At 63.8% G+C, this 23,386-nt stretch carries 18 protein-coding genes; 6 read left to right on the forward strand and 12 right to left on the reverse strand.

Translation table 11 applies throughout. The features are described from left to right. Positions 1 to 10: 10 nt before the first annotated feature. The 5 genes from E6K79_02845 to E6K79_02865 are packed head-to-tail and all read right to left on the reverse strand — an operon-like array spanning position 11 to position 6,635. Positions 11 to 2,023 carry a response regulator gene (locus E6K79_02845; protein ID TMQ66306.1) on the reverse strand — a complete coding sequence of 671 codons (2,013 nt, stop codon included), beginning with the start codon at positions 2,021 to 2,023 and terminating at the stop codon, positions 11 to 13. A 36-nt stretch (positions 2,024 to 2,059) separates the two neighbouring features. Further along, positions 2,060 to 2,521: a response regulator gene (locus tag E6K79_02850; GenBank protein TMQ66307.1), complete on the reverse strand. Its 462-nt coding sequence runs from the start codon at positions 2,519 to 2,521 to the stop codon at positions 2,060 to 2,062. A 15-nt stretch (positions 2,522 to 2,536) separates the two neighbouring features. Further along, a complete protein-coding gene (locus tag E6K79_02855; protein TMQ66308.1) occupies positions 2,537 to 3,973 on the reverse strand; it encodes a HAMP domain-containing protein in 1,437 nt (478 codons plus the stop codon). Further along, entirely contained in the window at positions 3,970 to 4,656 is a 687-nt protein-coding gene (locus E6K79_02860) for a YfiR family protein (protein TMQ66309.1), read from the reverse strand. The genes E6K79_02855 and E6K79_02860 overlap by 4 nt, the downstream gene beginning before the upstream one ends. Continuing rightward, complete coding sequence (locus E6K79_02865) at positions 4,518 to 6,635, reverse strand: TonB-dependent receptor (protein ID TMQ66310.1); 2,118 nt, start codon at positions 6,633 to 6,635, stop codon at positions 4,518 to 4,520. Before E6K79_02865 ends, E6K79_02860 begins: the two co-directional genes overlap by 139 nt. On the opposite strand from E6K79_02865, the gene E6K79_02870 reads away from it, so the two are divergent. After that, positions 6,425 to 8,230 carry an MFS transporter gene (locus tag E6K79_02870; protein TMQ66311.1) on the forward strand — a complete coding sequence of 602 codons (1,806 nt, stop codon included), beginning with the start codon at positions 6,425 to 6,427 and terminating at the stop codon, positions 8,228 to 8,230. The two genes, E6K79_02865 and E6K79_02870, sit on opposite strands and share 211 nt — an antisense overlap. 13 nt (positions 8,231 to 8,243) lie before the next feature. Here the strand turns inward: E6K79_02870 and E6K79_02875 are convergent, their stop codons facing one another. Continuing rightward, positions 8,244 to 8,768, reverse strand: coding sequence for a hypothetical protein (locus tag E6K79_02875; GenBank protein ID TMQ66312.1), 525 nt, complete (start codon positions 8,766 to 8,768; stop codon positions 8,244 to 8,246). Between the two features lie 154 nt (positions 8,769 to 8,922). Between E6K79_02875 and E6K79_02880 the strand changes: the two genes are divergently transcribed. Further along, complete coding sequence (locus tag E6K79_02880; GenBank protein TMQ66313.1) at positions 8,923 to 10,530, forward strand: T9SS type A sorting domain-containing protein; 1,608 nt, start codon at positions 8,923 to 8,925, stop codon at positions 10,528 to 10,530. Between the two features lie 114 nt (positions 10,531 to 10,644). On the opposite strand, the gene E6K79_02885 is transcribed toward E6K79_02880, so the two are convergent. Then, positions 10,645 to 12,816, reverse strand: a complete 2,172-nt coding sequence (locus E6K79_02885) for a hypothetical protein (protein ID TMQ66314.1) — start codon at positions 12,814 to 12,816, stop codon at positions 10,645 to 10,647. A gap of 149 nt (positions 12,817 to 12,965) precedes the next feature. Continuing rightward, positions 12,966 to 13,850, reverse strand: a complete 885-nt coding sequence (locus tag E6K79_02890) for a hypothetical protein (GenBank protein ID TMQ66315.1) — start codon at positions 13,848 to 13,850, stop codon at positions 12,966 to 12,968. A 98-nt stretch (positions 13,851 to 13,948) separates the two neighbouring features. Here E6K79_02890 and E6K79_02895 point away from each other — a divergent pair, with 98 nt between their 5' ends. Then, a complete protein-coding gene (locus E6K79_02895; protein TMQ66316.1) occupies positions 13,949 to 15,988 on the forward strand; it encodes a M13 family metallopeptidase in 2,040 nt (679 codons plus the stop codon). Between the two features lie 7 nt (positions 15,989 to 15,995). Here the strand turns inward: E6K79_02895 and E6K79_02900 are convergent, their stop codons facing one another. Next, on the reverse strand, positions 15,996 to 16,469 hold the full coding sequence (locus E6K79_02900; protein TMQ66317.1) for a GNAT family N-acetyltransferase: 474 nt from the start codon (positions 16,467 to 16,469) through the stop codon (positions 15,996 to 15,998). Positions 16,470 to 16,648: 179 nt separating this feature from the next. Between E6K79_02900 and E6K79_02905 the strand changes: the two genes are divergently transcribed. Continuing rightward, positions 16,649 to 16,999: a hypothetical protein gene (locus E6K79_02905; protein ID TMQ66318.1), complete on the forward strand. Its 351-nt coding sequence runs from the start codon at positions 16,649 to 16,651 to the stop codon at positions 16,997 to 16,999. 5 nt (positions 17,000 to 17,004) lie between these two features. On the opposite strand, the gene proC is transcribed toward E6K79_02905, so the two are convergent. Further along, positions 17,005 to 17,826 carry a pyrroline-5-carboxylate reductase gene (gene proC, locus E6K79_02910; protein TMQ66319.1) on the reverse strand — a complete coding sequence of 274 codons (822 nt, stop codon included), beginning with the start codon at positions 17,824 to 17,826 and terminating at the stop codon, positions 17,005 to 17,007. Positions 17,827 to 17,985: 159 nt separating this feature from the next. Here proC and E6K79_02915 point away from each other — a divergent pair, with 159 nt between their 5' ends. After that, positions 17,986 to 19,992 (forward strand): oligopeptide transporter, OPT family, encoded by a 2,007-nt coding sequence (locus tag E6K79_02915; GenBank protein TMQ66320.1) that lies wholly within the window; start codon positions 17,986 to 17,988, stop codon positions 19,990 to 19,992. Positions 19,993 to 19,999: 7 nt separating this feature from the next. On the opposite strand, the gene E6K79_02920 is transcribed toward E6K79_02915, so the two are convergent. Beyond that, positions 20,000 to 21,274, reverse strand: coding sequence for a redoxin domain-containing protein (locus tag E6K79_02920; GenBank protein ID TMQ66321.1), 1,275 nt, complete (start codon positions 21,272 to 21,274; stop codon positions 20,000 to 20,002). A gap of 632 nt (positions 21,275 to 21,906) precedes the next feature. Between E6K79_02920 and E6K79_02925 the strand changes: the two genes are divergently transcribed. Continuing rightward, positions 21,907 to 22,584 carry a hypothetical protein gene (locus E6K79_02925; GenBank protein TMQ66322.1) on the forward strand — a complete coding sequence of 226 codons (678 nt, stop codon included), beginning with the start codon at positions 21,907 to 21,909 and terminating at the stop codon, positions 22,582 to 22,584. 94 nt (positions 22,585 to 22,678) lie between these two features. Here E6K79_02925 and E6K79_02930 read toward each other — a convergent pair whose 3' ends face one another. Next, complete coding sequence (locus tag E6K79_02930) at positions 22,679 to 23,086, reverse strand: hypothetical protein (GenBank protein ID TMQ66323.1); 408 nt, start codon at positions 23,084 to 23,086, stop codon at positions 22,679 to 22,681. Positions 23,087 to 23,386 lie beyond the last annotated feature (300 nt).

Consider the following 23,386-nt stretch of genomic DNA (forward strand, 5'->3'; position numbering starts at 1 on the left):
TAGTCTCGAGCTACGATGCCTGCGGGCCTGCCGTCCCGGACCGGGTGCCGGATGAGGCAGCGACGGGAGCCTCCAGAACCTCGCGGACGCGCATGGCCAGAGCGCCGGGTGAAAAGGGCTTTTGGAGGTGCGCCGCCTCGGATCGTGGGAATTGACCGGGAAAGAGCGCCTTGTCCGAGTAGCCGGACATGTAGAGCCCCTTGCACCCCGGATGCTCCTGACGGATCCGGCTCAGAAGCTCCGGACCGCTCATCCTCGGCATCACGATGTCGGTGACGACCAGATGAATGCGTCCGGGGCGCTCCTTGAGGATATCGAGCGCCTCCTGCCCATCGGCTGCGGAAAGCACCGTGTACCCGACGGCCTCGAGGACGCGTTGAACGAGCTCGCGCACCCTGGCGTCGTCTTCGACGATCAGGATCGTCTCTGTCCCCCGCGCGTGGGCCGGGGTCCCGTCTTGGCGGCGCTCCGCTACCGGCGTGCTCTCGATCCTCGGAAGGTAAACCCGGAACGCCGAGCCGGAGCCAATCTCGCTATGGACCCCGACCGCGCCGCCCGACTGGTTCACGATTCCGTAGACCGTCGAGAGCCCTAGGCCCGTTCCCTTTCCGACTTCCTTCGTGGTGAAAAAGGGCTCGAAGATCCGCGCCTGGGTCTCGGCGCTCATTCCGGAGCCGGAGTCGCTGACGGTCAGCACGACGTACGGACCGGCAGAGACCTCGGCGTGCGTTTGACGATACGTTTCGTCCACGTCGATGTTGGCGGTCTCCACGATCAACCGCCCTCCCTCCGCCATGGCGTCTCGGGCGTTGACGACCAGATTGAGGAGGACCTGCTCGACTTGGCCCGGGTCGGCCTTGATCCGGCCCAGCTCCTTGCTGAGCGATGTCACGAACTCGATGTTCGCGGGGAGGAGTCGGTGGAGCATCCTCTCCATGTCGGAGACGATCTTGTTGAGATCGAGAACCTTGGGCTCGAGCACCTGTTGCCGGCTGAAGGCGAGAAGCTGCCTCGTCAGGGCCGCCGCGCGCTCCGAAGCTTTCGAAATCTCCTCCACGCTCACATACTTGGGATCGTCCCGGGACATCTGCTGCAGGATCATCTGACTGTACCCGCCGATCACCGTCAGCAGATTGTTGAAATCGTGCGCGACGCCCCCCGCGAGGCTCCCGACCGCTTCGAGCTTCTGAGACTGGCGGAGCTGGTCTTCGAGCAATTTCCGCTCCGTGATGTCATGGAGCGCAATGACGGCTCCCAGGGTCTGCCCATGAATGCCAAGAATCGGCTGTCCGCTCGCCAGGACCATCCGCGCGTGCCCGTCGCGCCGGCGGATCAGGACCTCGACATCCCGGACCTTCTCACCGCAAAGCGCGCGGTACAGCGGAAGGGCCTCCTTCTCAAACAGCCGTTTTCCGTCCGGGTGATAGAGGTTGTAGTGCTGGGCCCACTGTTCGGGCGGGATAGCCGTTTCCGCCAGGCCAACCATGTCGCGGGCGGCACGATTGAACATCGTCAGCACGCCGGCGGCATCACACGCCATGATGCCGGCATCCAGGCTGTCCAACATGGCGTTCATGAACCGCTGACGGTTGGCGGCGGCCTCTGCGGCTTCGAGGCGCGTCTGACGCACCGCGACGTCTTCGAGGGCCCGGCGCACCGCGGGCCCGAGCCGCGACAGTCGCTCTTTCAAGACGTAGTCGGTCGCCCCCCGACGGAGACTCTCGATGGCCGCCTCCTCACCCATCGTCCCGGAAACGAAAATGAATGGGAGGTTCGGTTTCTCCTTCTGCACGATGTCGAGCGCTGAGAAACCGTCGAAGTGGGGTAACGCGAAGTCGGAGAGGACCAGCGCGACGCTGCCGCTGGCGAGTGCTGCCTCGAACTCCGCTTTGCGGTCCACCTGGACAAGCTCGAGCGGGATTCCTTCGGCCCCCAGCGCCTCGCGAATCAGCTCGCGATCGGCGGGATCATCCTCGAGGTGAAGTATCCGAGGCTTGACCTCGGCTTCGTCTCGATCGCTCATCCCCTCATACCCCCGGTCTGCTCGATGGGTGGTCCGCTACGCCAACGAAGGCGACCGATGTTTGTCGGGCGGCGGCTCGTTCAAGACCGCCCAAAAGAGGCCGAGGTTTCGAACGGCCTGCATGAATTCCTCGAACGCAACGGGCTTGACGACGAACGCGTTGACGCCAAGTTGGTAGCTCTGGACGATGTCCGACTCCTCGCGCGAGGAGGTCAGCACCACCACGGGAACCGTCCGGAATCGCTGGTCCTCGCGCATCCGCCTGAGAAGCTCCAGGCCGTCCACTTTCGGCATCTTCAGGTCGAGAAGGACGACGGCCGGATTTCCCCCATTGCGGCTCGCGAAGGCTCCTTCGTGGCACAGGAACTCCCAGGCCTCCGCACCGTCTCTCACGACAACGACTTCGTTGGCCAGATTGTTCTCGGCCAGAGCCGTCATCGTGAGCTCCACGTCGTTTTCATTGTCTTCTGCGAGCAAGATTCGCTTCAGCGTGGTCATGAGAGCACCTCGTTTCTATTTAGGAAGGGAAAAGTAGAAGGTTGCGCCCTGGCCGATCGCTCCCTCGGCCCAGGTCCTTCCACCGTGGCGACTGACGATTCGACGTACGTTGGCGAGACCAATCCCGGTTCCTTCGAATTCCGTCGGCCCGTGCAGCCGTTGAAACACTCCGAACAGCTTGTGCGCGTACGTCGGGTCAAACCCGACGCCGTTGTCGCGCACGGAAACGACGATCTCCCCGTTCTGAGGTTGGGCATCGACCTCGATCCGCGCAGCGTCCCTGGGGCCGGAGTACTTGATCGCGTTCGAGAAGAGATTCTGAAAAACAAGGCGCAGCATGGCGGGATCGCCGTGCACGGTCGGTAGCGGGCCGAATTTCCAGTCCACGCGGCGGTCCTTTGCGTCGACCTTGAGATCCTGGACGACTTCCTCCGCGAGCGAGGCCAGGTTCACCGAGGTCTTGCGCATTTCCGCCCGTCCCATGCGGGAGAACGCGAGGAGATCATCGATCAGGGCTCCCATCTTCCGCGCGGCGCCGGAGATGGTCGCGAGGTGACGGCGCCCCTTCTCGTCCAACGTCGAGCTCGCATGCTTGGTCAAGAGCTCGACGAAGCCGTCGATGTGCCGCAACGGAGCACGGAGGTCGTGGGACACGGAATACGAAAAGGCCTCGAGCTCCTTGTTGGCTGCCTCGAACTCAGCCGTGCGCGCGACCACCCGCCGCTCCAGATCCGCGTTGAGCAGTCGGATCTCTTTGTCCCGTGTTTGAATCTCCTGGAGCATCTCGTCGAATGCCTCCGCCAAGACACCGACCTCGTCGTCCCCGACACCCTTCGAGCGGATCGAGTAGTCCTTGTGCTCGGAGACGCTCTGCACCACGTTTGCGAGGGCGAGCACCGGGTGCGCGATCCGGCGCTGCAGCCACGTCGAAAGAGCGAACGCGACGCCGATGGAGCCGAGGACCGCAAGAAGCACGACCATCACGTCGACGCGAACGCGGTCTTCGAGCTCCCGCAGGTCGGATTTGAGATAGATCGCTCCCACGGGCCGCCCCTCCTCGGCGACGGGCTGGGAGACGATGAGATCCGACTTCTCGAAGCGATGACCGGTTGGACCCGCTTCCGATGGGGCCGTCCCGGACGGGGCGCCTGCGGGATAGATCGCGAAGAGATGTCCCCGCTCGTCGTACAACGCGGCCGCGATCATCCGAGGGTCGGTCTTGAGAGCGTCCAGGACTTGCGTCGCGTCCTCGAGGTTTCGGAACGCGAGCGCTGCCGTCGAGTTGGCCGCCAGGATGTTCGCCCGCGTGACGAGGGCGTCAACCAAGAGCCGGCGAAAGCTGACGATGTCGTGCGCGACGAACAGTCCACCCATGAGCAGGAGGACCGTGGTGCTCGTCAACATCATCGCCTTGACGAGCTTGTTCCGGATGGTGGTCCGCGGGGCTTTCATTCCCGTACCGGTGCGGGGCCGACGATCTCCGACTGTCGCAGAAGCTTCGAGCTGATCGTGAGCTTGGCGGCGCTGGCTGCCGCGAGATTGATCACGAGGCGCAGCCGCTTGTCGGAGATGACGAAGCCGATGATCCCGGAGCGCAGAGCGAAATCTCTGCTATCACCCACCGTGAGCACGCTACGGCGGTTGAGGTGCGAGAGAAGCTGGTCCAAGCGTTTCGCCTCCGACGGAGCGATAAACAGGATCTGGCACGAGTCGATCTGGCTGACGTCTTGGAAGCGGCGGATCACGAGCTTGTGACCCTCGATGGTCTCGTTCGCAACGATCTCATCGAGGCTCTTGCCGAAGGGGTCATTGCCGATGATGCCGATCGTGAACGGCGCCTTGTCGGGCAGGGTCTCGGCGGGCCATTCCACGAATTGGGCGAAATGGAAGAGGAACGTCGCCTTGAGATCGTACTCCTGCGTGAGCTTGGCGCCGGCGCCGAACGCCGTCGAGGAGTTGAGGACGGCGATGAGCGCCAGGATCAGAACGCGGCGGGCTAGAACCAACACGAGAGCTTGCCGTAGATGCTGCGCCCGACCTCGCGGCGCGTTCTTGGCATACCGAACTCGGGATGCCTGGAGTCGAAGATCCCCTGCCCCACGACGGCGAATTCGGCGGTCTTGGTCGGCTGCCAGGCGAGCCGGGCGTCACAGATCGTGTTTCCGGGGACGTTCTGATTGGGGATCCTATCCACGAAGCGTGCCGACGCATCGAAGGTCAGTGCATGCGGCAGCTTGAGCGAGGATCGAAGGAACGCTTGGTGGCGCGGGGAATCCCCTTCCTGCCTCTCCTGCTGCGTGTCCGTGCTCGTGGGATCAACGTCCAGAATGAGCCTCAAGAATGTATAGCCGGCGCTCAGGCGCCAGCGGCTGACCACCTGGCAGGTGGCCTCCGCCTCGACGCCGTACGTGCGACCCTCGAGGCCGTTGCCCAGGAGAAGAGGGAGGCTCGCCATCTCGAGGCTCCTCAACTTGTCGTAGGTGTTGTAGAAGGTCGAGACGGAGGCCGTCAGATCGCTCGTGGGCTGCGCCTTGTACCCGAGCTCGTAGGCTATCAACACTTCGGATACGAACGAGGAGTCGCCCGCCAGGAAGTAAGGCGGCTGGCTCGGCACGAAAAGATCGCGGTCGATGCGCGACGGCGCCCGCACCGCCCGCGACGCGGCGCCCCAGATGGTCTGCGTCGGGGTCGGCGTCCATGCGAGGCGAACGCCGGGCTGATATTCGAAGTCCGTATAGTCGTTGTGCTCGATTTTCGAGCCCACGGTCAGAAAGAGCCGGTTCGCGGACAGGGTGACCTCGTCCTGAACGAAGCCCGTGTACAACCGGTGTGTCAGCCTTGGAGGAAGAAACGCCAAACCGGGGGAGTTGCGCACGTCGTCGCTCGTCAGCCTGTACCCGAGCCCCCACACCACGTCGTGACGCGCTGCCGCAGCGAAGCGGTGGTTCAGGGTCAGATCGTAGCTGTCGAGCGTCTCGCCGAAAACGGAGGGGACGTCTCGCTTGGTGCGATCATAGTAGGCTTGGACTTGGAAGCTGGAACGCTCCGAGAAGCGCCTCGTCCAGTGCGCGAGAGCGTTTCCGCCTGACATCTCCGTCGCGTCGCGGTTCCGTTGATCGATGGAGCTCCCGTAGATATCCCCTTGGACGGTGACGCCGTCGGCCGGAGTCGGAGCCCAATCGGTCCGAAGGCCCCCTTGCCACAGCCGGGATGCATCGCCCGCTTCGTCGCCGTTCGGACGCAGCGAGGGTCCGCGGTCATAATCCTTGCCGTAGACGCGGAAGAAGGCCTTCGGGCCGAGGGTCCCGCCGTAGCGGGCGCCTCCGAAGCCTCGCTCCCTGTTGCCCCCGCCTCCGGTAACCAGAAATCCCTGCGTGCTGGCCGCGCTCTTGGAGATGATGTTGATGACCCCGTTGACCGCGTTGGCCCCCCACACCGTGGCGCCCGGGCCCCGGATCACCTCGATCTGCTCGATGTCCTCCATGAACGCGTCCTGGACATCCCAGAAGACCCCCGAATAGAGCGGCGTATAGACACTTCGCCCGTCCATGAGGACCAGCAGTTTGTTCGCCACGGTGCCGTTGAAGCCGCGGGCGGTGATTGCGTAGCTCCGCGAGTCGACGCGGGCCACCTCGACGCCCGGGATGTATCGCAGCGCCTCGGGAATGCTGACGACGCCCATCCGACGCAGATCGTCAGCGGTAACCACGTGTACGGCGGCCGCCGTCTTGGAGACCGGCTCCGGCTTCTGCGAAACCGAGGTCACCTCCAGGTCGAATAGCTCGTCGAGGCTCAGCTGCTTGAGTGCCTCGGGAGGTTCCGCGAGCGTTTCCGCCCGCGAGGCGGCTGGGAGCGTCGCGAGCGCGAGCGCAGCGACGACGAGAATCTCTCGGATTTGTTTCAATGGGCCTCCGCGAAATTCAGGACCCGAGCTCACGCGGACGTCCCTGTCGCCGCGAGCCCCGGCCACTTCGGGTAACAGTGTGGTGGATCGGCATTTCGAGGCCGGTCCTTTATGCCGATTCGCGGGCGCATCTGGAAGCAGCCGCGTTACTTGACGCCCGTGTCGAGGTAGGCGAATCTCGGATGCACGTGCTCGCCGATATCCCGAAATCCCGAAAGCTCCTCGTCATGCTGGGCGTCATGTTGGCGCTCTTCCTGGCGGCGCTCGATCAGACCATCGTCGCCACCGCGCTCCCCCGCATCGTTCAGGAGTTCCACGGCCTCGAGCACTTGAGCTGGGTGATCGCCGCCTATCTTCTCGCCTCGGCGGTCGTGGTTCCGATCTACGGCAAGCTCTCCGACATTTACGGTCGCAAGCCCTTCATTCTCTCCGCGATCGTGTTGTTCCTCGTCGGCTCCGTGCTCTCCGGAATGTCTCAGAACATGCTCCAGCTGGTCATCTTCAGAGGGATCCAAGGACTGGGCGGGGGCGCCATCTTCGCGAACGCGTTCGCGGTGGTGGGAGATCTGTTCGCACCGGCCGAGCGCGGACGATGGCAGGGCCTCCTCGGCGGTGTGTTCGGCGTTTCTTCCATTATCGGCCCAACGCTTGGCGGCTGGCTGACCGATCACGCCTCGTGGCGGTGGAATTTCTTCATCAATATCCCGACCAGCATCCTGGCGTTCGTCGCGGTCGCCTCGCTGCTCCCCCACATCGCGCCGGACCGGAAGGACCGATCGATCGATTACGCCGGTGCTGTGCTCTTGACCGCAGGTCTCGTCTCGCTTCTCTTGGCGCTGATCTGGGGAGGCGCCCAGTATCCGTGGAGCTCACCGGTCATCCTGGGCCTCTTCGCGGCCGCCCTAATGAGCCTCGTCGCCTTCGCCTTCGTGGAGACCCATGCGGCGGACCCGATTCTTCCGTTCTCCCTGTTCACCAACCAGATCTTCTCGGTCTCGATGGCCGCTGTCTTCCTGGTTGGAATCGGGATGTTCGGCGCCATCGTCTTCATCCCGCTGTTCGTGCAGCTCGTTCTGGGAATCACCGCGACAAGCTCCGGGGCGATTCTCACGCCGCTCACGCTCGCGTTCGTGGCAGGGAGCGTTACCGCCGGGCAGATGTCTTCACGTACGGGACGCTACAAGACGCTGGCGGTCGTCGGTCTCGCCATCGCGACGATTTCGCTGTTCCTCATGTCGCGAATGACCGCCTCGACGTCCCAGGCATCGCTCATCGTGCGGATGGTGGCGACCGGGCTCGGAATCGGCGCCTCGCTACCCATCTTCACGCTCGCGGTACAGAACGCGTTCGACCACTCGAAACTTGGGATCGCGACCGCATCGTCGCAGCTGTTTCGAACGATTGGTGCCACGGTGGGAACGGCGGTGTTAGGCAGCGTGCTCAATGCTCGCCTCGCGCGCGAGCTCGGGAACCTCGCGGCCGACCCTTTCGTCCGCCTGGCGGCCCGCGTCTCCCCTCAGATCCACCTTGAGAACGCGGACGCGAATTCGTTGCAGGGAATTCTCACGCAGCCTGGGCGCGGGGCCCTCGAGGCCCAACTCGCGCACCTCCCGACTGGGCTGCAGCCGCAAGCGCAAGCCGCGTTTCAAGCATTCGTCACGCGGGCTCGGGCCGCCTTCGCCGTCTCGATCGCCGAGACGTTCCTTATCGCGGGCGTGCTCATGGGGATCGCGTTTCTGGTGTCACTCTTCTTGAAGGAAATCCCACTTCGAAAGACGCACGCAGAGGGCGGCCTCTCGCACTAAGCGTCGGCCACGTTCAGCGGCGACGATACTGGCTACCGACGGCGCCCGCGTCGGGCCGCCGGCCGCCTCCGTACGAGCCGCGGTAGCGGGAATTGCCGTAATTCCCGGAGTTGCCAAAATTCCCAGTGTACGGATGACCGTAATACGAGCGGTACCGGGGAAACCGGTAGTCGCGGTAATACGGGCTGTAGTAATTGCGGTAGCCGAACCCTAGAAACACGTGCGAGTAAGGATAGGGGTAGGGGTAGTAATAGTAGTCCCCACGCTCGTAGTAATCCTGGCCCCGATCCCGGCCCTCGGTGCGGAGCATTGCCGAGATTACTTCATTCGATACTCCTGCCTGGTGCAGGGCGTGCATGTCGTCGGCGTCCAAGTGAAACGTCTTCCCGCTGTTCTCAATTTTCAGAACGATAAGCGAGTCGGCGACTCCATCCTCGTTCATCTTGAGGACGTCCTTCACGCCGAATGCTGACGCTCTCGGGGCTCCGAAGAGGAGCAGCAGGAGGCAGGTTACGGTGAAGAGCGCGATGCGTTTCATTGTAAGCCTTCCTTTCGCGCGGATGGATCGCGGGCCGGACGGGCTGGCAACCATGGACACCCACGGCGCCACCTCCGCGTCTCCGTGCAACCATCATCCTCAAGCATATCACTTTATCAATCTGGCGCGACCCCTCTGACACTCCACTGTTGACGTGTCCTTCCCCATGGTATATAATCCTTTACGAGTGCAGGCTTCAATCGGCCGCGCACTCACGCCAGGGCTCGGGGGGGCCGGGGCATCCCGCACACAGCAAACCACCCCAATATCGTCATGGAAGACGAAGCAGCGCGTTCCGGGGCTGAGCCGGTTCCGCCTTCATTTGCCCTGTGGAGGCCAGCTTGCGCTTGAGGGCCATTTCCATGGGTCTTCGGAAAGGAGGTCTTCTCAAAACTGCTTCCCCGCGCGGCGCAGGAGTTCCGGACCACGGTCGTGCGCATTCGTGAAAATACCCGGATGGAGACCCTTGCATCCCATCTTGAAACCACGCCATTCATCTAGGAGGCAATCGATGAGAACACTTTTGAAAGGCGCCTTGATCGCAACGACGTTGCTCGTCGCGGTCGCCGCGCAGGCATTCGCCTGGCACGTGTCGGGGCGCGTTTTCTGTGAAGGAAACGGTCTGCCGGCCGCGGGCGTCGAGATCAGCGTCGCTTCGACGGACGGGGCGGCATTTACCAATTCGGCCCTGACCGACAACGACGGTTCCTTCTATGTCGGCCTGACTGATGTTCCGCAGTGCTTCCGCGCGACGATCGTCCTTGGCTCCGGCCAGACGCCCGTGAATCCGGCGTCCGGCTACATCGATTTCTGCACCACCTTGTCCGGAGCGGACCCGGTGCTGACCTTCGTCATCGCGAGCCCGACGTGCTCGGCACCGTCAGGCGCCTGCTGGCTCACCGGTGGCGGCGCCAAATTCAGCTCGATCACCGGCACCAAGCTCGGCGAGCATGGTCCGGCGCACAACTGGGGCGGCAACGTCAACCCCGGGTGCAGCCCGACCGCAGGCGACGGCGGCAGCTGGAACCACATCGACCGTGATCTGAGGCTGCACTTCCACGGCCAAGCCATCACCGTGGTTCGCTGCGGCAACGTGGAAGGCATTCCTCCGGGCTCGACGTCGCCCCGCACGCCGTTCAACTTCATCGAGTTCACGGGAACCGGGACACTGAAGGGCATCAACGGAAACAAGGCGGACTACGGCACCGTGAACTTCTTCGCGCGTTGCGAGGATCGCAACGAGCCGGGAAGCAGCGGCGAGACCGACGGCAGCATGAAGGATCGCTATTTCATTCGTGTCTACGACAACTCAGGCAACACGCTGTTGCTCCTCGATCAAGACGGCGACCCTTCGACAGTGGATCCGGTGATCATCACCAAGGGCAACATGCAGATCCACGTGAGCAGCTGCGACGTTCCTGCTGCCACTTTGGCGGGGACCGCCCCATCCCGTGCCTCCATCCAGCCGGCGGGGAAGGCCACGTTCGAGGGCATCTCGTTCGTCGCGGGACCGAACCCGACCCGCGGCGTGTCGCTCATGCGCTTCGCGCTGCCGCGTGAGGCCAACGTGAGGATCGCGGCGTTCGACGTCTCGGGCCGCTTGGTGCGGCAGATCCTGACGAGCCGCGTATCCGCGGGTGAGCACTCGGTGAGCTGGAACCTCCGCGACATGAATGGCCGGCAGGTCGGCACCGGAGTGTATTTCGTTCGGATGATCGTGGACGGCCGGGCCTACGGCCGCGCCGTAACGGTCATGCCGTAAGCGTTCCGCAGCATCGGTTGAATCGCCGGCCCGCGAGGCATTCGCGGGCCGGCGCTCTTTTTGGTGGGATCTCGATTATCGGACGAAACTCGGTGGGGACTCGGCCGCGGCTAACTAGCGGGCGATTACGACCTTCAATGCGGACCCGTTCGACAGATCCTCCCGGCGAACGAGATAGATTCCAGAGCTGACCCTGCGTCCGTCCGACGCGCGACCGTTCCACGTGACGATTCCGCCCGCGCCCGGCGTCGTCCGCCAGCGCGTCACGAGACGGCCCTGCACGTCATAGACGGCGAAGGTCCGCGCCTGCGTTCCGGCGCCTCCGGGCCCTCCCACCGCCAACACCACCGGGATCGCTCCCGGAGCGGAGACGGCCCGGAGCGTACCCACGAGCACCTTGGCCTTGTCCGATGGAAATAGACGGACCTCTGAGGATCCACGGAAGATTTCCCCGGTCTGGAGCGATCCGCTCACCTCTACTCGATTCAGCCCAATTGCGAGGAGAGGTACGACCCGATCACGCGCGAACTTCGCCTTCAGGCCAACAATGCTATCCATTTTGGCGCCGTCGTACAGCACCAGCACCGATTCCGCGGGGACCGTCCCGTTGAATCGGACCGTCGAGGGCTTCACGTCCACGATCGAGAAGCTTGCCGCCTCCGGCCGGATCTGCGCTGAGATCGAGCCTCCATTCGAGTCCATGTTGAGCGTTCCGGGATTCATCGCGACGGTCGCGGGCTTGACCGGCGGCCATTCGAACCGGAAGGCCCGATACGATCCAATGCCCGATTCGAATGAAAGCTCGGAAACAAGCGATCCGTCCGGCGCCACCTCCGTGAGAGTCGGCGTCGACGTACCCCAGCCGATCAGCGTGTTCCCGTTGGAGAGCCGCTGGACCGAGCCGGCCGCGACGGTAAAGACATCCGGGTTGAGGCGGTACTGCCACACGAGCGTCGCGGTCTTCTGCACCTCGTCGATCGCGTACTCCACCGCCCTCGAAAATTCCGGCGTCCGGAAGTTGCCGTTGTCGAACAGGGTGATGTGCCCGTTCGGGAGGCGGCGGGCGCAGTGCTGGTGGGAAAATGCGATCGGCTCGTTGATAAAGGTGAACTGATTATTCCTTCCGCCTAGCCTCCAGAGAATGTCTCCGGTGGCCAAGCTGATCTTTGTAATTTCGTTCATGTGGCGGCTGGAGAGGATGAGGTTCCCGTCCGGATCGACGTCGATCGAGTTGCCGTGGACGTAGTCCACCGTCTTCGCGGTGAGGTCATGCGAAACGATGTCCGTGATCTGGAAGTGGTCCCAGCTGCGCCACTGGAACACCACATTCTTGTCGCGATCCAGCTCTTGAATGATGAGGCCGACGACCCTCGCGTCGATCCTGCCTCCCGGCACGACCTGGCTCAGGTCCATGATCTGGCGGTCGTAGCTCATCAAGACGGCGTGACCGTTCGGAAGGAGGGCCAAGTCGTGCGCGTCGGTCGAATAGCCGTTTCCGCAGGTGAAACTGTCGACCACGTCGTAGCGGGCATTCAGGGCGTAGAAGCGCCCGGCGGCCGAGTCGAAATAGGTAAGCCGGCCGTCCGGCTGCATCTTGAAATCGAGCGACGGCCCCCGGATCTGACGATGGAAGAACGGGGTGCCGTCGTTCTCCAGAATCATGATGTAAGAGGAGATGGGAACGCCCAAGCGGAAGTCGGCGACAAACAGTCGCCCCGGCGCCGTCTTGCCGTACACCGCGGACCGGATAATGGGGAAATCCGGCGGCAGCGAATCGGCCGCCAGGGTCGCGCTTAGACCGATCTCCCGCGTCGGCCCCACGGCGGGCGGAGGCGGAGGGATCTCGCCATCGTCCGCGAGAAAAGGAACGTCGCCCAAAGTCTCGCGCTCGGGCCCCGCGACCGTGAACGTAAACGAAGCCGGCGGGACCACGCCGCGAGTGTCGGTTGCGAGGCCCGACCCGACTTGGCACATCACCGTCTCGCCATAGGTGAACGGGGCGCTGGGCTGGAACGTCAGGGTCTGGCGGTCGTCGGACAGGCGAAGCTGCCCTCCGTGCGCGCCGGAAATCGAGCCACTGACCGTGACGAGCGGGCCCCCGACGGACGCCCCGTCCACGATTCCGCCCGGGCGAAGGATGATGTTCGTCTCTGGAAGAACCATCCCGGAGCCGGGGATCGGTGAGATGAACTCGTAGGAGGGCGCGTCCGCGACGGCCGGGGCATGGCGGAGGCACAACAGCGCTGTGACCAGCGTCAGAGCAAGCAACCTTGTAAAACGGGTCATCGGGTCAACTCTTTCGGGACCACGCGCACGACAACACCGCCACCCGACGCCCTACACCCCTGCGAAGCGGCCGTGATTATAGCCCATTTGCCCCACAAATGCCAGCAGCGCAATGGATTCTCGTGTTTTCGGCAAGGCTGGGCCCTCTTTCATTTCTGGGGCAATTCCGGCGGCCCGAATTGGACGCGCACGACCAGGTAGTCGGGCACTGACCGGCCGCGAGCCTGCGCGGGCGCGAAGCGCCAACGCTCGATCGAGCTCCGCGCCGCCTCAATTACCTGCGGATCGTAAGTTGGTCCCTCGGGCGCTTCGAGCAATTCCGCCCCCAACAGGCGACCGTCCTTCGCCACCAGCGCGACGAACGGCACTCCTCCGGCAGGGAGCGCCGATCCCCGCGGCCTCGGCGCCACCGCCGAGGAGAGGACCCGGGGCTTTACCGCGATATCGGATTCCAGGAACGCCTCGGTCGTATCGATGGGGACCAGGAAGCCATCGGCGAGGCGATACCGTTTCCCTTCCCGGACACGCTCCAACCGAATCGAGTGGGGCGGCTGAACAACCCGCACGGAATCCGTCCGAACCTCCATCGGCATCACGAACTCCGTCTCGTCCACCCCTTGCTTCGGTCCCCCGTCGATCCGAAGCTTCAGCTTCACCTCCTTGTGCCCGGTCTGCTCGGGCCGAATCGTCACCACCCACCGGAGGTCCGACATCGGCCGCCGCGAGTATGGGGAGATCAAGACGTGCCGCAGCGTGTCCCCGGAGACCAACGCGAACCCGGATGGGAGCTCGACCTGCACATCCCCGACCGCCAAGGAGTCATACTGCGGCGCACCCCATACCATTACGAGTATCGAGGTATTGGTCAGATAGCGCGGCGTGTCCATGAATTCGGCCGAAATGCCGAACTCCGGCCCCGATCCAAGTCGGGGCTGCGGGATCGCCAGCGCCCCCTGCTCCACGAGAAGGGACGCGAGACCCACCAGAACCAGGGGAATGCATACCGCGCGGCGCCTTCTGTCGACGGGGTTCACATCTACCTCTGTACACCCGTCGCGGCCATTCTCTGCATGGCGCCGGCGAGAGCTGGAAGTTGCGGAGGGCGGGAACCATTGCTAGGATTGTGCCCGCGATGAACGTCCTCAAGATCTCTGCGGCAGTCCTCTGCGCAATCGCCCTCGCCGTCACGGCCTCAGCCGCCCCTCGGGTGCAGCCATGGGGGCTCCACCTCGATTACCTGGATCAGGCCGCGAAGCCCGGAGACGACTTCTACGTCTACGCGAACGGTGGCTGGCTCAAGACGGCCGAGATTCCTCCGGACCGTCCTGGCGCGGGCGTAGGGCTCGAGATGAGCAAGGCGAACGAGGAGCGTCTCAAAGCCATCATCGACGAGCTGCACACCCGGGCGAATCTCACCGCGGAAGAACAGAAACTTCGCGACCTCTATGATGCCTTCATGGACGAAGGGCAAGTTGAGGCGAATGGCTTGAAGCCGGCCGAAAAGGATCTCGCGGAGATCGCTTCGCTCCGCACGCTGGATGACGTGGCCCGCGAAATGGCCCTGCCCTCCCTTCGGCTCGGCGGACCCTTTGAGATGTTCATCGCCGCGGACGACAAGCATCCCGATGCGTACATCGTCAAGTTGGGGCAATCGGGCCTCGGTCTTCCGGATCGCGACTACTACCTGCGCGACGACAAGGAGATCGTCTCGACCCGCGAGGCATACAAGAAGCACCTCGCCCAGAGTCTCAATTCGGTGGCCGCGGAGGACGCCGAAGCGCGTGCCGCCGCCGTCTATGAGCTGGAGCACCAGATTGCCGTGGTCTCATGGGCTGCCGCCGACCGTCGAGACGCCGAGAAAGTCTACAATCCGATGACGATACCCAAGCTGAGGAAGCTTGCGCCCGGATATCCCTGGGACACCTTCTTCAAATGGGCGGGCATTTCCCCGAAATCGCACGGCGTGGATCGCACCGTTGTCGTAGGCGAAAGCACCGCATTCCCCAGAATCGCGAAGATTTTCGCGGACACGCCCGTGCCCGTCTGGCGGGACTTTCTGACGATCCGATACGTGCACACCTTCGCTCCCTACCTGCCCCGCCGCTTCAACGACGCGGATTTTGCCTTTTACGGAACGGTGCTTCAGGGCCGCGCGCGCCAGCTCGATCGCCCGACCCGTGGAGCGCGTCTGCTCGACAACCGAGTGGGGGAAGCGCTTGGGAAGTTGTACGTCGGAAAATACTTCCCGGCCGAATCGAAGGCCAAGGTGCGGGCGCTCGTCGACAATCTGCTCCAGGCCTATGAGCAGGACCTGAAGACGCTGCCGTGGATGACCCCGGAGACCCGCCAGAAGGCTCTCGAGAAGCTCCATCAGTTCACCGTCAAGGTCGGCTACCCAGACCACTGGCGCGACTACTCCACGCTCCAGATTCGACGCGATGATCTGGTCGGAGACGTCAAGAACGCCATCGCCTTCGAATGGAATCGAAACCTCAAGCGCATCGACGACCCGGTGGACAAAACGGAATGGGGAATGACCCCGCCGACGGTCAACGCCTATTACAACGAGACCGTCAACGAGATCGTCTTCCCTGCCGGCATCCTCCAGGCTCCCGACTTCGACCCGGCAGCGGACGATGCGGTGAACTATGGTGGCATTGGAGCCGTGATCGGGCACGAGATCAGCCACGGCTTCGACGATCAGGGCTCGAAGTACGACGGCATGGGCGTGATGCGGCAGTGGTGGGTGGACGCCGACCGCAAGAATTTCGACGAGCGCACGACCGCGCTCGCCAACCAATACGATCAATACGAGCCGCTATCGGGAATTCACATCAACGGACGGCTCACGCTTGGCGAGAACATCGCCGACCTCGCGGGCCTCGTGATCGCGCATAAGGCCTACCGCATCTCGCTCGGGGGGAAGGACGCGCCGGTTCTCGACGGCCTCACGGGAGATCAACGCTTCTACCTCGCGTTCGCCCAGGGTTGGCGATCGAAAGTGCGCGATGAAACCACACGCCAGCGCCTGCTCTCCAATCCACACAGCCCTCCCCCGTACCGGGTCAATGGGGTCGTGCGCAACGACGATGGTTGGTACGAGGCGTTTCCGAACGTCACGCCGCAGGACAAGTTCTACCTGGCGCCGGAGCAGCGCGTGCGGCTGTGGTGACGGGGGTTCAGCCCAATTCGAGGGTGTAGAACCTCGTAGAGTCCTCGTGGCGGACGTATCCGAGATCCTCGTAGAGTGTCCAGGCGGATCGATTTTCCGTCACCGTCTCGAGGGTCAACCTCCTTGCTCCCGTCTGAATCGCGTGCCGGCGAGCCTCCTCCATGAGTGCCCGACCCACCCCGTGCCGGCGAGCGGTCGGAGCTACAAATAGATCGTTCAGCACCCAAATCCGGCACGCGGCCACCGACGAAAACGAGGGGTAGAGCTGAACGAAGCCAAGAACCTCTCCCGAACCATCTCCCCCCGCCTCAGCGAGGAAAATCACGCTCTCATTTGCCTGGAGGCGATCGCGAATGAAGGCGGCGGCGAGCTGGGGCTCAGGCGGCTTGTCATAGAACTGACGATACGAATCGAAGAGCGGTGCGATGAGGCCGACGTCTCGCTCGCCAGCGCCGGCTCGTCTTATGGTGAACGGGTTCATGGCGTTGGTTATACCTTGGGCACACGTCTTGCGTCCACATAGGGATCGGGGTCGCACCCGAAATACTGACAACTAGTTGCCGCCGCGACTCACGCAGGAGCAGTGCTTCTTGCAAGCGGGAGGTCCCATTGGCGAAGACGCCCAGCACGAGCAAAGCCAGCCGCGTTGGAGGCACGACCATGGAGCCCAGCGACGCAGTGCGAGCAGCGCAGGCCGAAATCCAGAAGGATCCCTCCCTGCCCGAGAACTACACCATGCTCGCCGGGGCCCTGCGCACGCTCGCGCAATCCCTGCGGGAACGAGATCCGCAGAGCTCCGACCGTCTCCTCCATCTCGCATGCGCCGCCGTTTGGGAGGCGAAGAACAGATCCGGGCCGGGGCTCACCTCCGGACGCACGAAACAGGAGGTCAAGATCCTGATCGCCTGGCTTCGTACCAGGAACCACGTGGGGCCCGAGGCCTCCGAGAGCCTCATGGATCAGATCCGTTCTGATTACCTGGATCGGGCCCTCGACAGCACGGGCCGATGAACCGCTTACCCATCTCCTGATCGATACAGCTTGCTCGCCTTCTCTGCCGAAGCCACGATTCCCCGGATCATGGCCGAGGAAAAGCCCTCGTGCTCCATCACGTTGAGGCCCGTGATGGTGCACCCTCTCGGCGTTGTCACCCGGTCGATCTCGCGCTCGGGGTGACCCTCGCGACTCAGGAGCAGGGACGCGGCGCCGCGCGCGGTCTGTGCTGCGATCAGGAGCGCCTCGTCGGTTTGAAGACCGACTTCGATCCCGCCTTGGGACGCCGCTCGGATGGCGCGCAGGAAGAACGCAACCCCGCAGGCGCCGAGCGCCGTCGCGGCGACCATTTGCTCCTCGTCGATTACGAGCGTCTTTCCGACCGCGTCGAAGAGCGACCGGGCGGCGGTGACCGCGCCGCCCGTCGAGTCGTCGGAGGTGATGCATGTCATGGAGTCCCTGATTCCGATCGCCGTGTTGGGCATCGCACGCACGACGGCAAGTTGAGTGCCGACGATTGCACGGATCTGCGCGATGCTCACGCCTGAAACCACCGAGATCAGCGTGTGCGCCCCGGGCTTCAGGTCCGGAGCAATTTCGCGCAGCAGCCCATCGATCTGCTGGGGCTCGACAGCGACCAGAACCATGACGGCACCTCGAACCGCTTCACGGTTGTTTCCCGAAACCGTGAAGCCGCGCCCGCGGAACGACTCGAGAAGCTCCGTCTTGCGTCGAGTGACCGTGATGTCCGCCGGCGAGCGGCCGCCGGCCTGAACGAGGCCCTCGGCGATGGCGGCTCCGATGTTGCCAGCTCCAAGAATTGCCAATCGGGTCGTTCGAGGCACACTTCCTCCTGTCGAGGGCAGCTACGCGAAAGTCCCGGCGACCTGCGCCGCGGGGCTTCGCAACTATCGCATGCCACTACCAAACCCTGGTAGCCCTCCATCGCCGGCCGGATTACTTCGCTCTGGCGGACCCCCGATCGAATGTAATAAGTTCCGCACGTGACGCCTTTGAAGCCCAGAGAGCTCACGATACGCGGCCTCATCCTCGGCGCGCTCATCACCACGATCTTCACGGCGGCCAACGTCTACCTCGGCCTCAAGGTTGGCCTCACCTTTGCTTCATCGATCCCCGCCGCGGTGATCTCGATGGCCATCCTGAGCGCCGTGAAGGATTCGTCGATCCTCGAGAACAACATTGTCCAGACCGTCGCCTCCGCCGCAGGGACGCTCTCGGCGATTATCTTCGTTCTACCAGGACTCGTGATCGTGGGCTGGTGGACGGGTTTCCCCTTCTGGCAATCATTTCTCATCTGCGTGAGCGGCGGGGTGATCGGGGTGCTGTTCACGATCCCGCTTCGACGCGCCCTCGTGACGACCTCTGACCTGCCCTACCCTGAAGGTGTCGCGGCGGCAGAGGTGCTGAAGGTCGGATCCGGCACGCGTGGCGAAACGAAGGACGAAACGGGCGAGGCCAGAGAGGGGCTCGTCGCTGTGATCCTCGGCTCTGTCGCCTCGGCAGGGCTCGCCATCGTGACGGCGACGCGCGTCGCCGCCGCGGAGGTGGCAGGTTTCTTCCGTGTCGGGACCATGGCCTCGAGCGGGTACAACATTGCCTGGTCCCTCGCGCTGCTCGGCGCGGGGCATCTGGTCGGGTTATCGGTCGGGATGGCGATGCTGACGGGCCTGGTGATCTCGTGGGTGATCGCTGTGCCGATCTTGACCTCGATGCAGCCCGCGGCCGATGCCGTGACGCTCGCCGCGCACACCCTTGCGATCTGGCGGACGCAGGTGCGGTTCATCGGCGCCGGCGCAATCGCCGTTGCGGCGATCTACACGCTGGCCAGGCTTGCGAAGCCGGTGGTGGGCGGGCTCGTAAGCACGCTCGCCGCCTCCCGGGCCAGGGGCTCCGGGGACGACCTCGACCGCGATCTCTCACCCCGGTGGATTATCGCGCTCACCGCCGCGTGCCTCGGGGTCGCCGCGTACCTCGCCTTCACCTTCGCGCGGTCGACGGCGCTCGCGCCAAGCGCGCTGGCGCTCACCTTGATCGCCGTACCGTTCGTCCTGCTGGGCGGCTTTCTCATCGCCGGGATCTGCGGCTACATGGCGGGCTTGATCGGCGCCTCGAACAGTCCGATCTCGGGCGTCGGAATCCTGTCGATCGTGCTCTGCGCTTCGGTAATCACCCTCGCCGTGTCGCCGACTCCGGAGACGCGGCCGGCGCTAGTCGCCTTCGCTCTCTTCGTGACCGCGATTGTTTTCGCGTGCGCCACGATCTCGAACGACAACTTGCAGGACTTGAAAACCGGCCAGCTCGTCGGCGCCTCACCGAGGCGTCAGCAGATCGCGCTCATCGTGGGAGTGGCCGCCGGCGCTTCCGTGATCCCTTCCGTGCTGAACCTGCTCGCTAAGGCCTACGGGTTCGCCGGGGCCGCGAACATCGGCGTGCTCGCGCCAAACCCTCTCCCCGCGCCGCAGGCGACGCTCATCTCCGCCCTCGCGCAGGGCGTAATCGGCGGCAACCTCGAATGGAGGATGCTCGGCATCGGCGCGCTCGTTGGTGTCGGGCTCATCCTGCTCGATGAGGCGCTTGGCGCCACGAAGAAGCTGCGCGTTCCGCCGCTGGCTGTCGGCATCGGGATTTATCTCCCGATGTCGGCGACCTTCGCGGTCGTCGTCGGCGCCGTGATCTCTCACTGGTATGACCGACGCGCCCGCTGGATGCCAAACCCAGGCCGGGCGGAGCGACTGGGCACGCTCGTCGCGTCCGGATTGATTGTCGGCGAAAGCTTGTGGGGCGTGATCAACGCAGGCCTCATCGTCGGCTTCTCGAAGGACGCGCCGATAGGCCTCGTACCCGAGAACTTTGCGCCCGCCCCGTGGCTCGGAATGCTCGCCTTCGTGGGGGTGATCATCTGGCTATACGGATGGATGCTCCGGCGGTCGGCCGCGGCGCGGCAGACTCCGCCAGGCAGCGAAGGTCCTAGCCAAGCCCCATCTTCGTGACTCGCCCCTACAGACGATCGAAATTGACCAGGCAGCGGTTCCCGAATGTGAACGAATTGACGGCTAGCCCCGGCGCGGTCGCGAAGAGTCGGAGGTCGTGCTCGTTCTCGTCCTCGCCCCGCACCACGTAGTACATGCGGCCTTCCTTAACGTCGATGTAGGTGCGCCCACGGGCGTCCTCGACCATGTCCACTCCGCGTTGCGCCGCGGGCAAGGGCTTCCCGTCGCGCGTCACGTACACGCGGGCGGCTGATACGCTCCGCAGATTCATCACGGCGTAGACCTCACGACCGTGGTAGCGAATCCCAATGTAGTCCTCCGGGGACGGGGTGGCGCGGGCGTGTTCGAAAGCATCGGGCTCGTTCTTCCAGAGCCCATGGGCGTAGAACCCGCGAGGCACCGTGCGCGGCAGGCTGGCGTAAAGCACCGTCTTTCCCGGTTGGAACCCCTCCCGGTTCGCAATTGCCCCACCCCATTGCGATCCTCGCGCCGTGCCGATGTACGTTTCCTCCGACGTAGTCCCACAGCGGCTCGGGTCGAAGTCGTTCGTGTCGGGCGGAATCCGCCACGGCGACGGGAAGACCGCCTTCGGGTTCGTTTTCAGGAGCTCGCTCCGAATGAGCCGCTCCAGGTCTCCGTATCCACCCTCGCCCGCGTGTTGAAGGACGATGATTCCGTTCGCACCGATAAGGAACTTGTTCGGCCACGAGTTGCTGTCGTACGCGCGCCAGGTCGAGAAGTCGCTATCCACGATCACGGGCCAGGGGATGCGCTGCCGCTTTACGCCCGTGGCCACGTTCTCCGACCTGTAAGCGAAATCAAACTCCGGCGCGTGATCGCCGATGATCTCGAACCCATAGGGCTTGTATCGCTCGTAGATCCGCTTCAGCGTGGGGAGCGTGCGAATGCAGTTGATGCAGGTGTACTCCCAGAAATCGACGAGCACGACCCTCCCCTTCAGCTCCCGCTTGAGCGAGAGGGGCTTGCTGTTGATCCAAATCCGCTGGCCCGTGAAGTCCGGGGCGGGCGTGCCGGGTGTCAACTCGGCGCACGAGGGCGTCGGCGAGATCGCGGCAATGAGCGCGACCGCGAGAAGAAGAGCCAAGGCTCGGAGCGGGGACACGGCACCTCCGCGTTCAAGGGTGAAAGGACTGCGATCTTCTATTCTGGAGTATACGCTGTGGCGGAACGCCGGCGCTAAAAGCGCTGAGGGCGAGTGCGCGTCTAACTCCAAGTGGATACTCACCGCCACGGGAATCCACGCCTTTTGGTGCCACACGATCCGGGTACCGGTGTAGTTCCTAGTGGAGGAGTTCCATCTGTCGTGAAGAAAGGGTTACGACCACGGTGGAGGAATGGGTCATGAAGGGACGCAGGCTTCTACTTCTGTTGTTCACGGCGTCGATGGCGTCGTTCTGCGCGTGTGCCGGCTCCCAGCCCGATTCCTACTATTCGGGCAGCGATGCATCCGGGGACGTCGGCCTTTATACGGAGATCTCGAGGTACGGCACCTGGGTGGACGTAGCGCCGTACGGGAGCTGCTGGGTCCCTCTCGACGTGCCGGTCGGTTGGCGACCGTACACCCAGGGCTACTGGGTAGACACCGATTATGGATGGATGTGGATCAGTCAAGATCCATGGGGAGCAATTCCCTACCACTACGGGCGTTGGGCGCTTGACGACTCTTACGGCTGGCTTTGGGTACCGGATGACGACGAGGTCTGGGCGCCCGCGTGGGTATCCTGGCGCTACGGGGACGGCTATGTAGGATGGGCACCGCTCCCGCCCGACGTCGGGTGGCAAACGGGATCTGGGCTCACGGTGAGCGCGGCCGTCCTCGATCAGCGAATCACCCGTGACAGCTGGTCTTTCGTTCCGACCCGCGCTTTCGGAACTACGAGGATTCGCGCGAGCGTGCTGCCGCCGAGCCGGAACGTGACGTTCATTTCGCGGACACAGAATGTGACACAGTATGGCGTGGTCAACTCACGCCCCGCGGAGCGCGGCCTCGATCTGGTCCTCGAGCACGATACAGGTCGCACCTTTCAACGCTATCAGGTCCTGGATTCGAGCTCACCGGCGAGTCTGCGGGGGGACAAGATCCTCGGTCGGACGATCGAAGCCTATCGCCCGTCAGTTTCCGGTTCAAAGAATCCGCCCGTCAGGCCCACCACCCAGGAGCAATCGGCACCTACGAGGGCGGTGATCCAGCGCCTGGACACGCAGGAGCGCCGGTTTGATCAACGCATGCGTAGGGAGCGCGCCGAGCTTGACCGCGAACAACAGCGCGAGCTCAAACGGCAGAGCCAAGACCGCGCCTCGACGGAAGAGATCCGACAACGCCATCAGGCCGAGATGCAAGCACAGCAAGAGCGCGAGGCGAAGGAGCGACGCGCTCTCGACCAGCGGCGCAGGATCGCCCAGGATATGCGGAGCAACAAGGGCCAAGGCAAGGAGCAGAGCCAAGGCAAGGAGCAGAGCCAAGGCAAGGGGCAGGGCCAAGGCAAGGGGCACGACAAGCAGAAGCGCGACCGCGGCAACTCGAAGGACAAGGGGCAAGCCGAGGGCGAGGGATCGCGCAACCCCGGCTAGTTGGTGATCTTCGCGTGAACCTCGCCTGCATGAGAAGGCCCCGATCCGAGGAATGGACCGGGGCCCTTCGCGTGGCCGGGAGGTGTGTCCGTCTCTATTGGTTAACTGCGGCGCACGCCTGCAGCGAGAAATCGCTTGCGAGCCGGACCGAGACCGAGTGGATCTCGTCCAGGTCGTCGTGCAGCTTGCTGGTGACGGTCGCTTCCCCGTCCGCGTTGGCGGTGTAGTGACCGATAACGTCATCGGCCGAGTAAGGCTCGAGCTCACAGGTGCCGTTGTCGTAATAGAGCGACAGGTAGTTCGTACCTGGGTGAAGCCCCTTGGCCACCACTGTGATCAAGGTGCCGCCCTTGGGGAGTGCGGTGAGTTCCACGCGGCCGCTGACTCCCGATCCGCCGATAGGCAGAAGGGTTGCATTTACGTGATGCGCGGTAGACGCCATGGCGACACCGGCTAAGAGAACCGATGCGAGAGCTAGGGGAAAGACGCGCTGCTTGAGCATGATGAACTCCTCTTCAGTTCCCCCGGGTGTTTGGGTCGATGTGCTCCCCGACCCACGTAGCGCCCAACCGTCACCGGGGGAAATCCCGGTCCGGCGCAAATGCTGGGGAGTCTTCGCCTTCGCTTAAGCATTGACACATCGAGGATTGGCCACGCGCGGGTCCCCGACCTCTAGGGAACCCGCCCAGTGGGCGGCGGTTCCGAGGTCCGGAGAAGACTCGCACGGCGCGAAGTCTCGAGTTCGCACTCTCGAAAGAAGCCTACTTGATATCTGAGGCGCTTAGGTAGCCCTCTTCCCGCC

Source organism: Candidatus Eisenbacteria bacterium, assembly GCA_005893305.1.
GTDB lineage: Bacteria > Eisenbacteria > RBG-16-71-46 > SZUA-252 > SZUA-252 > WS-9.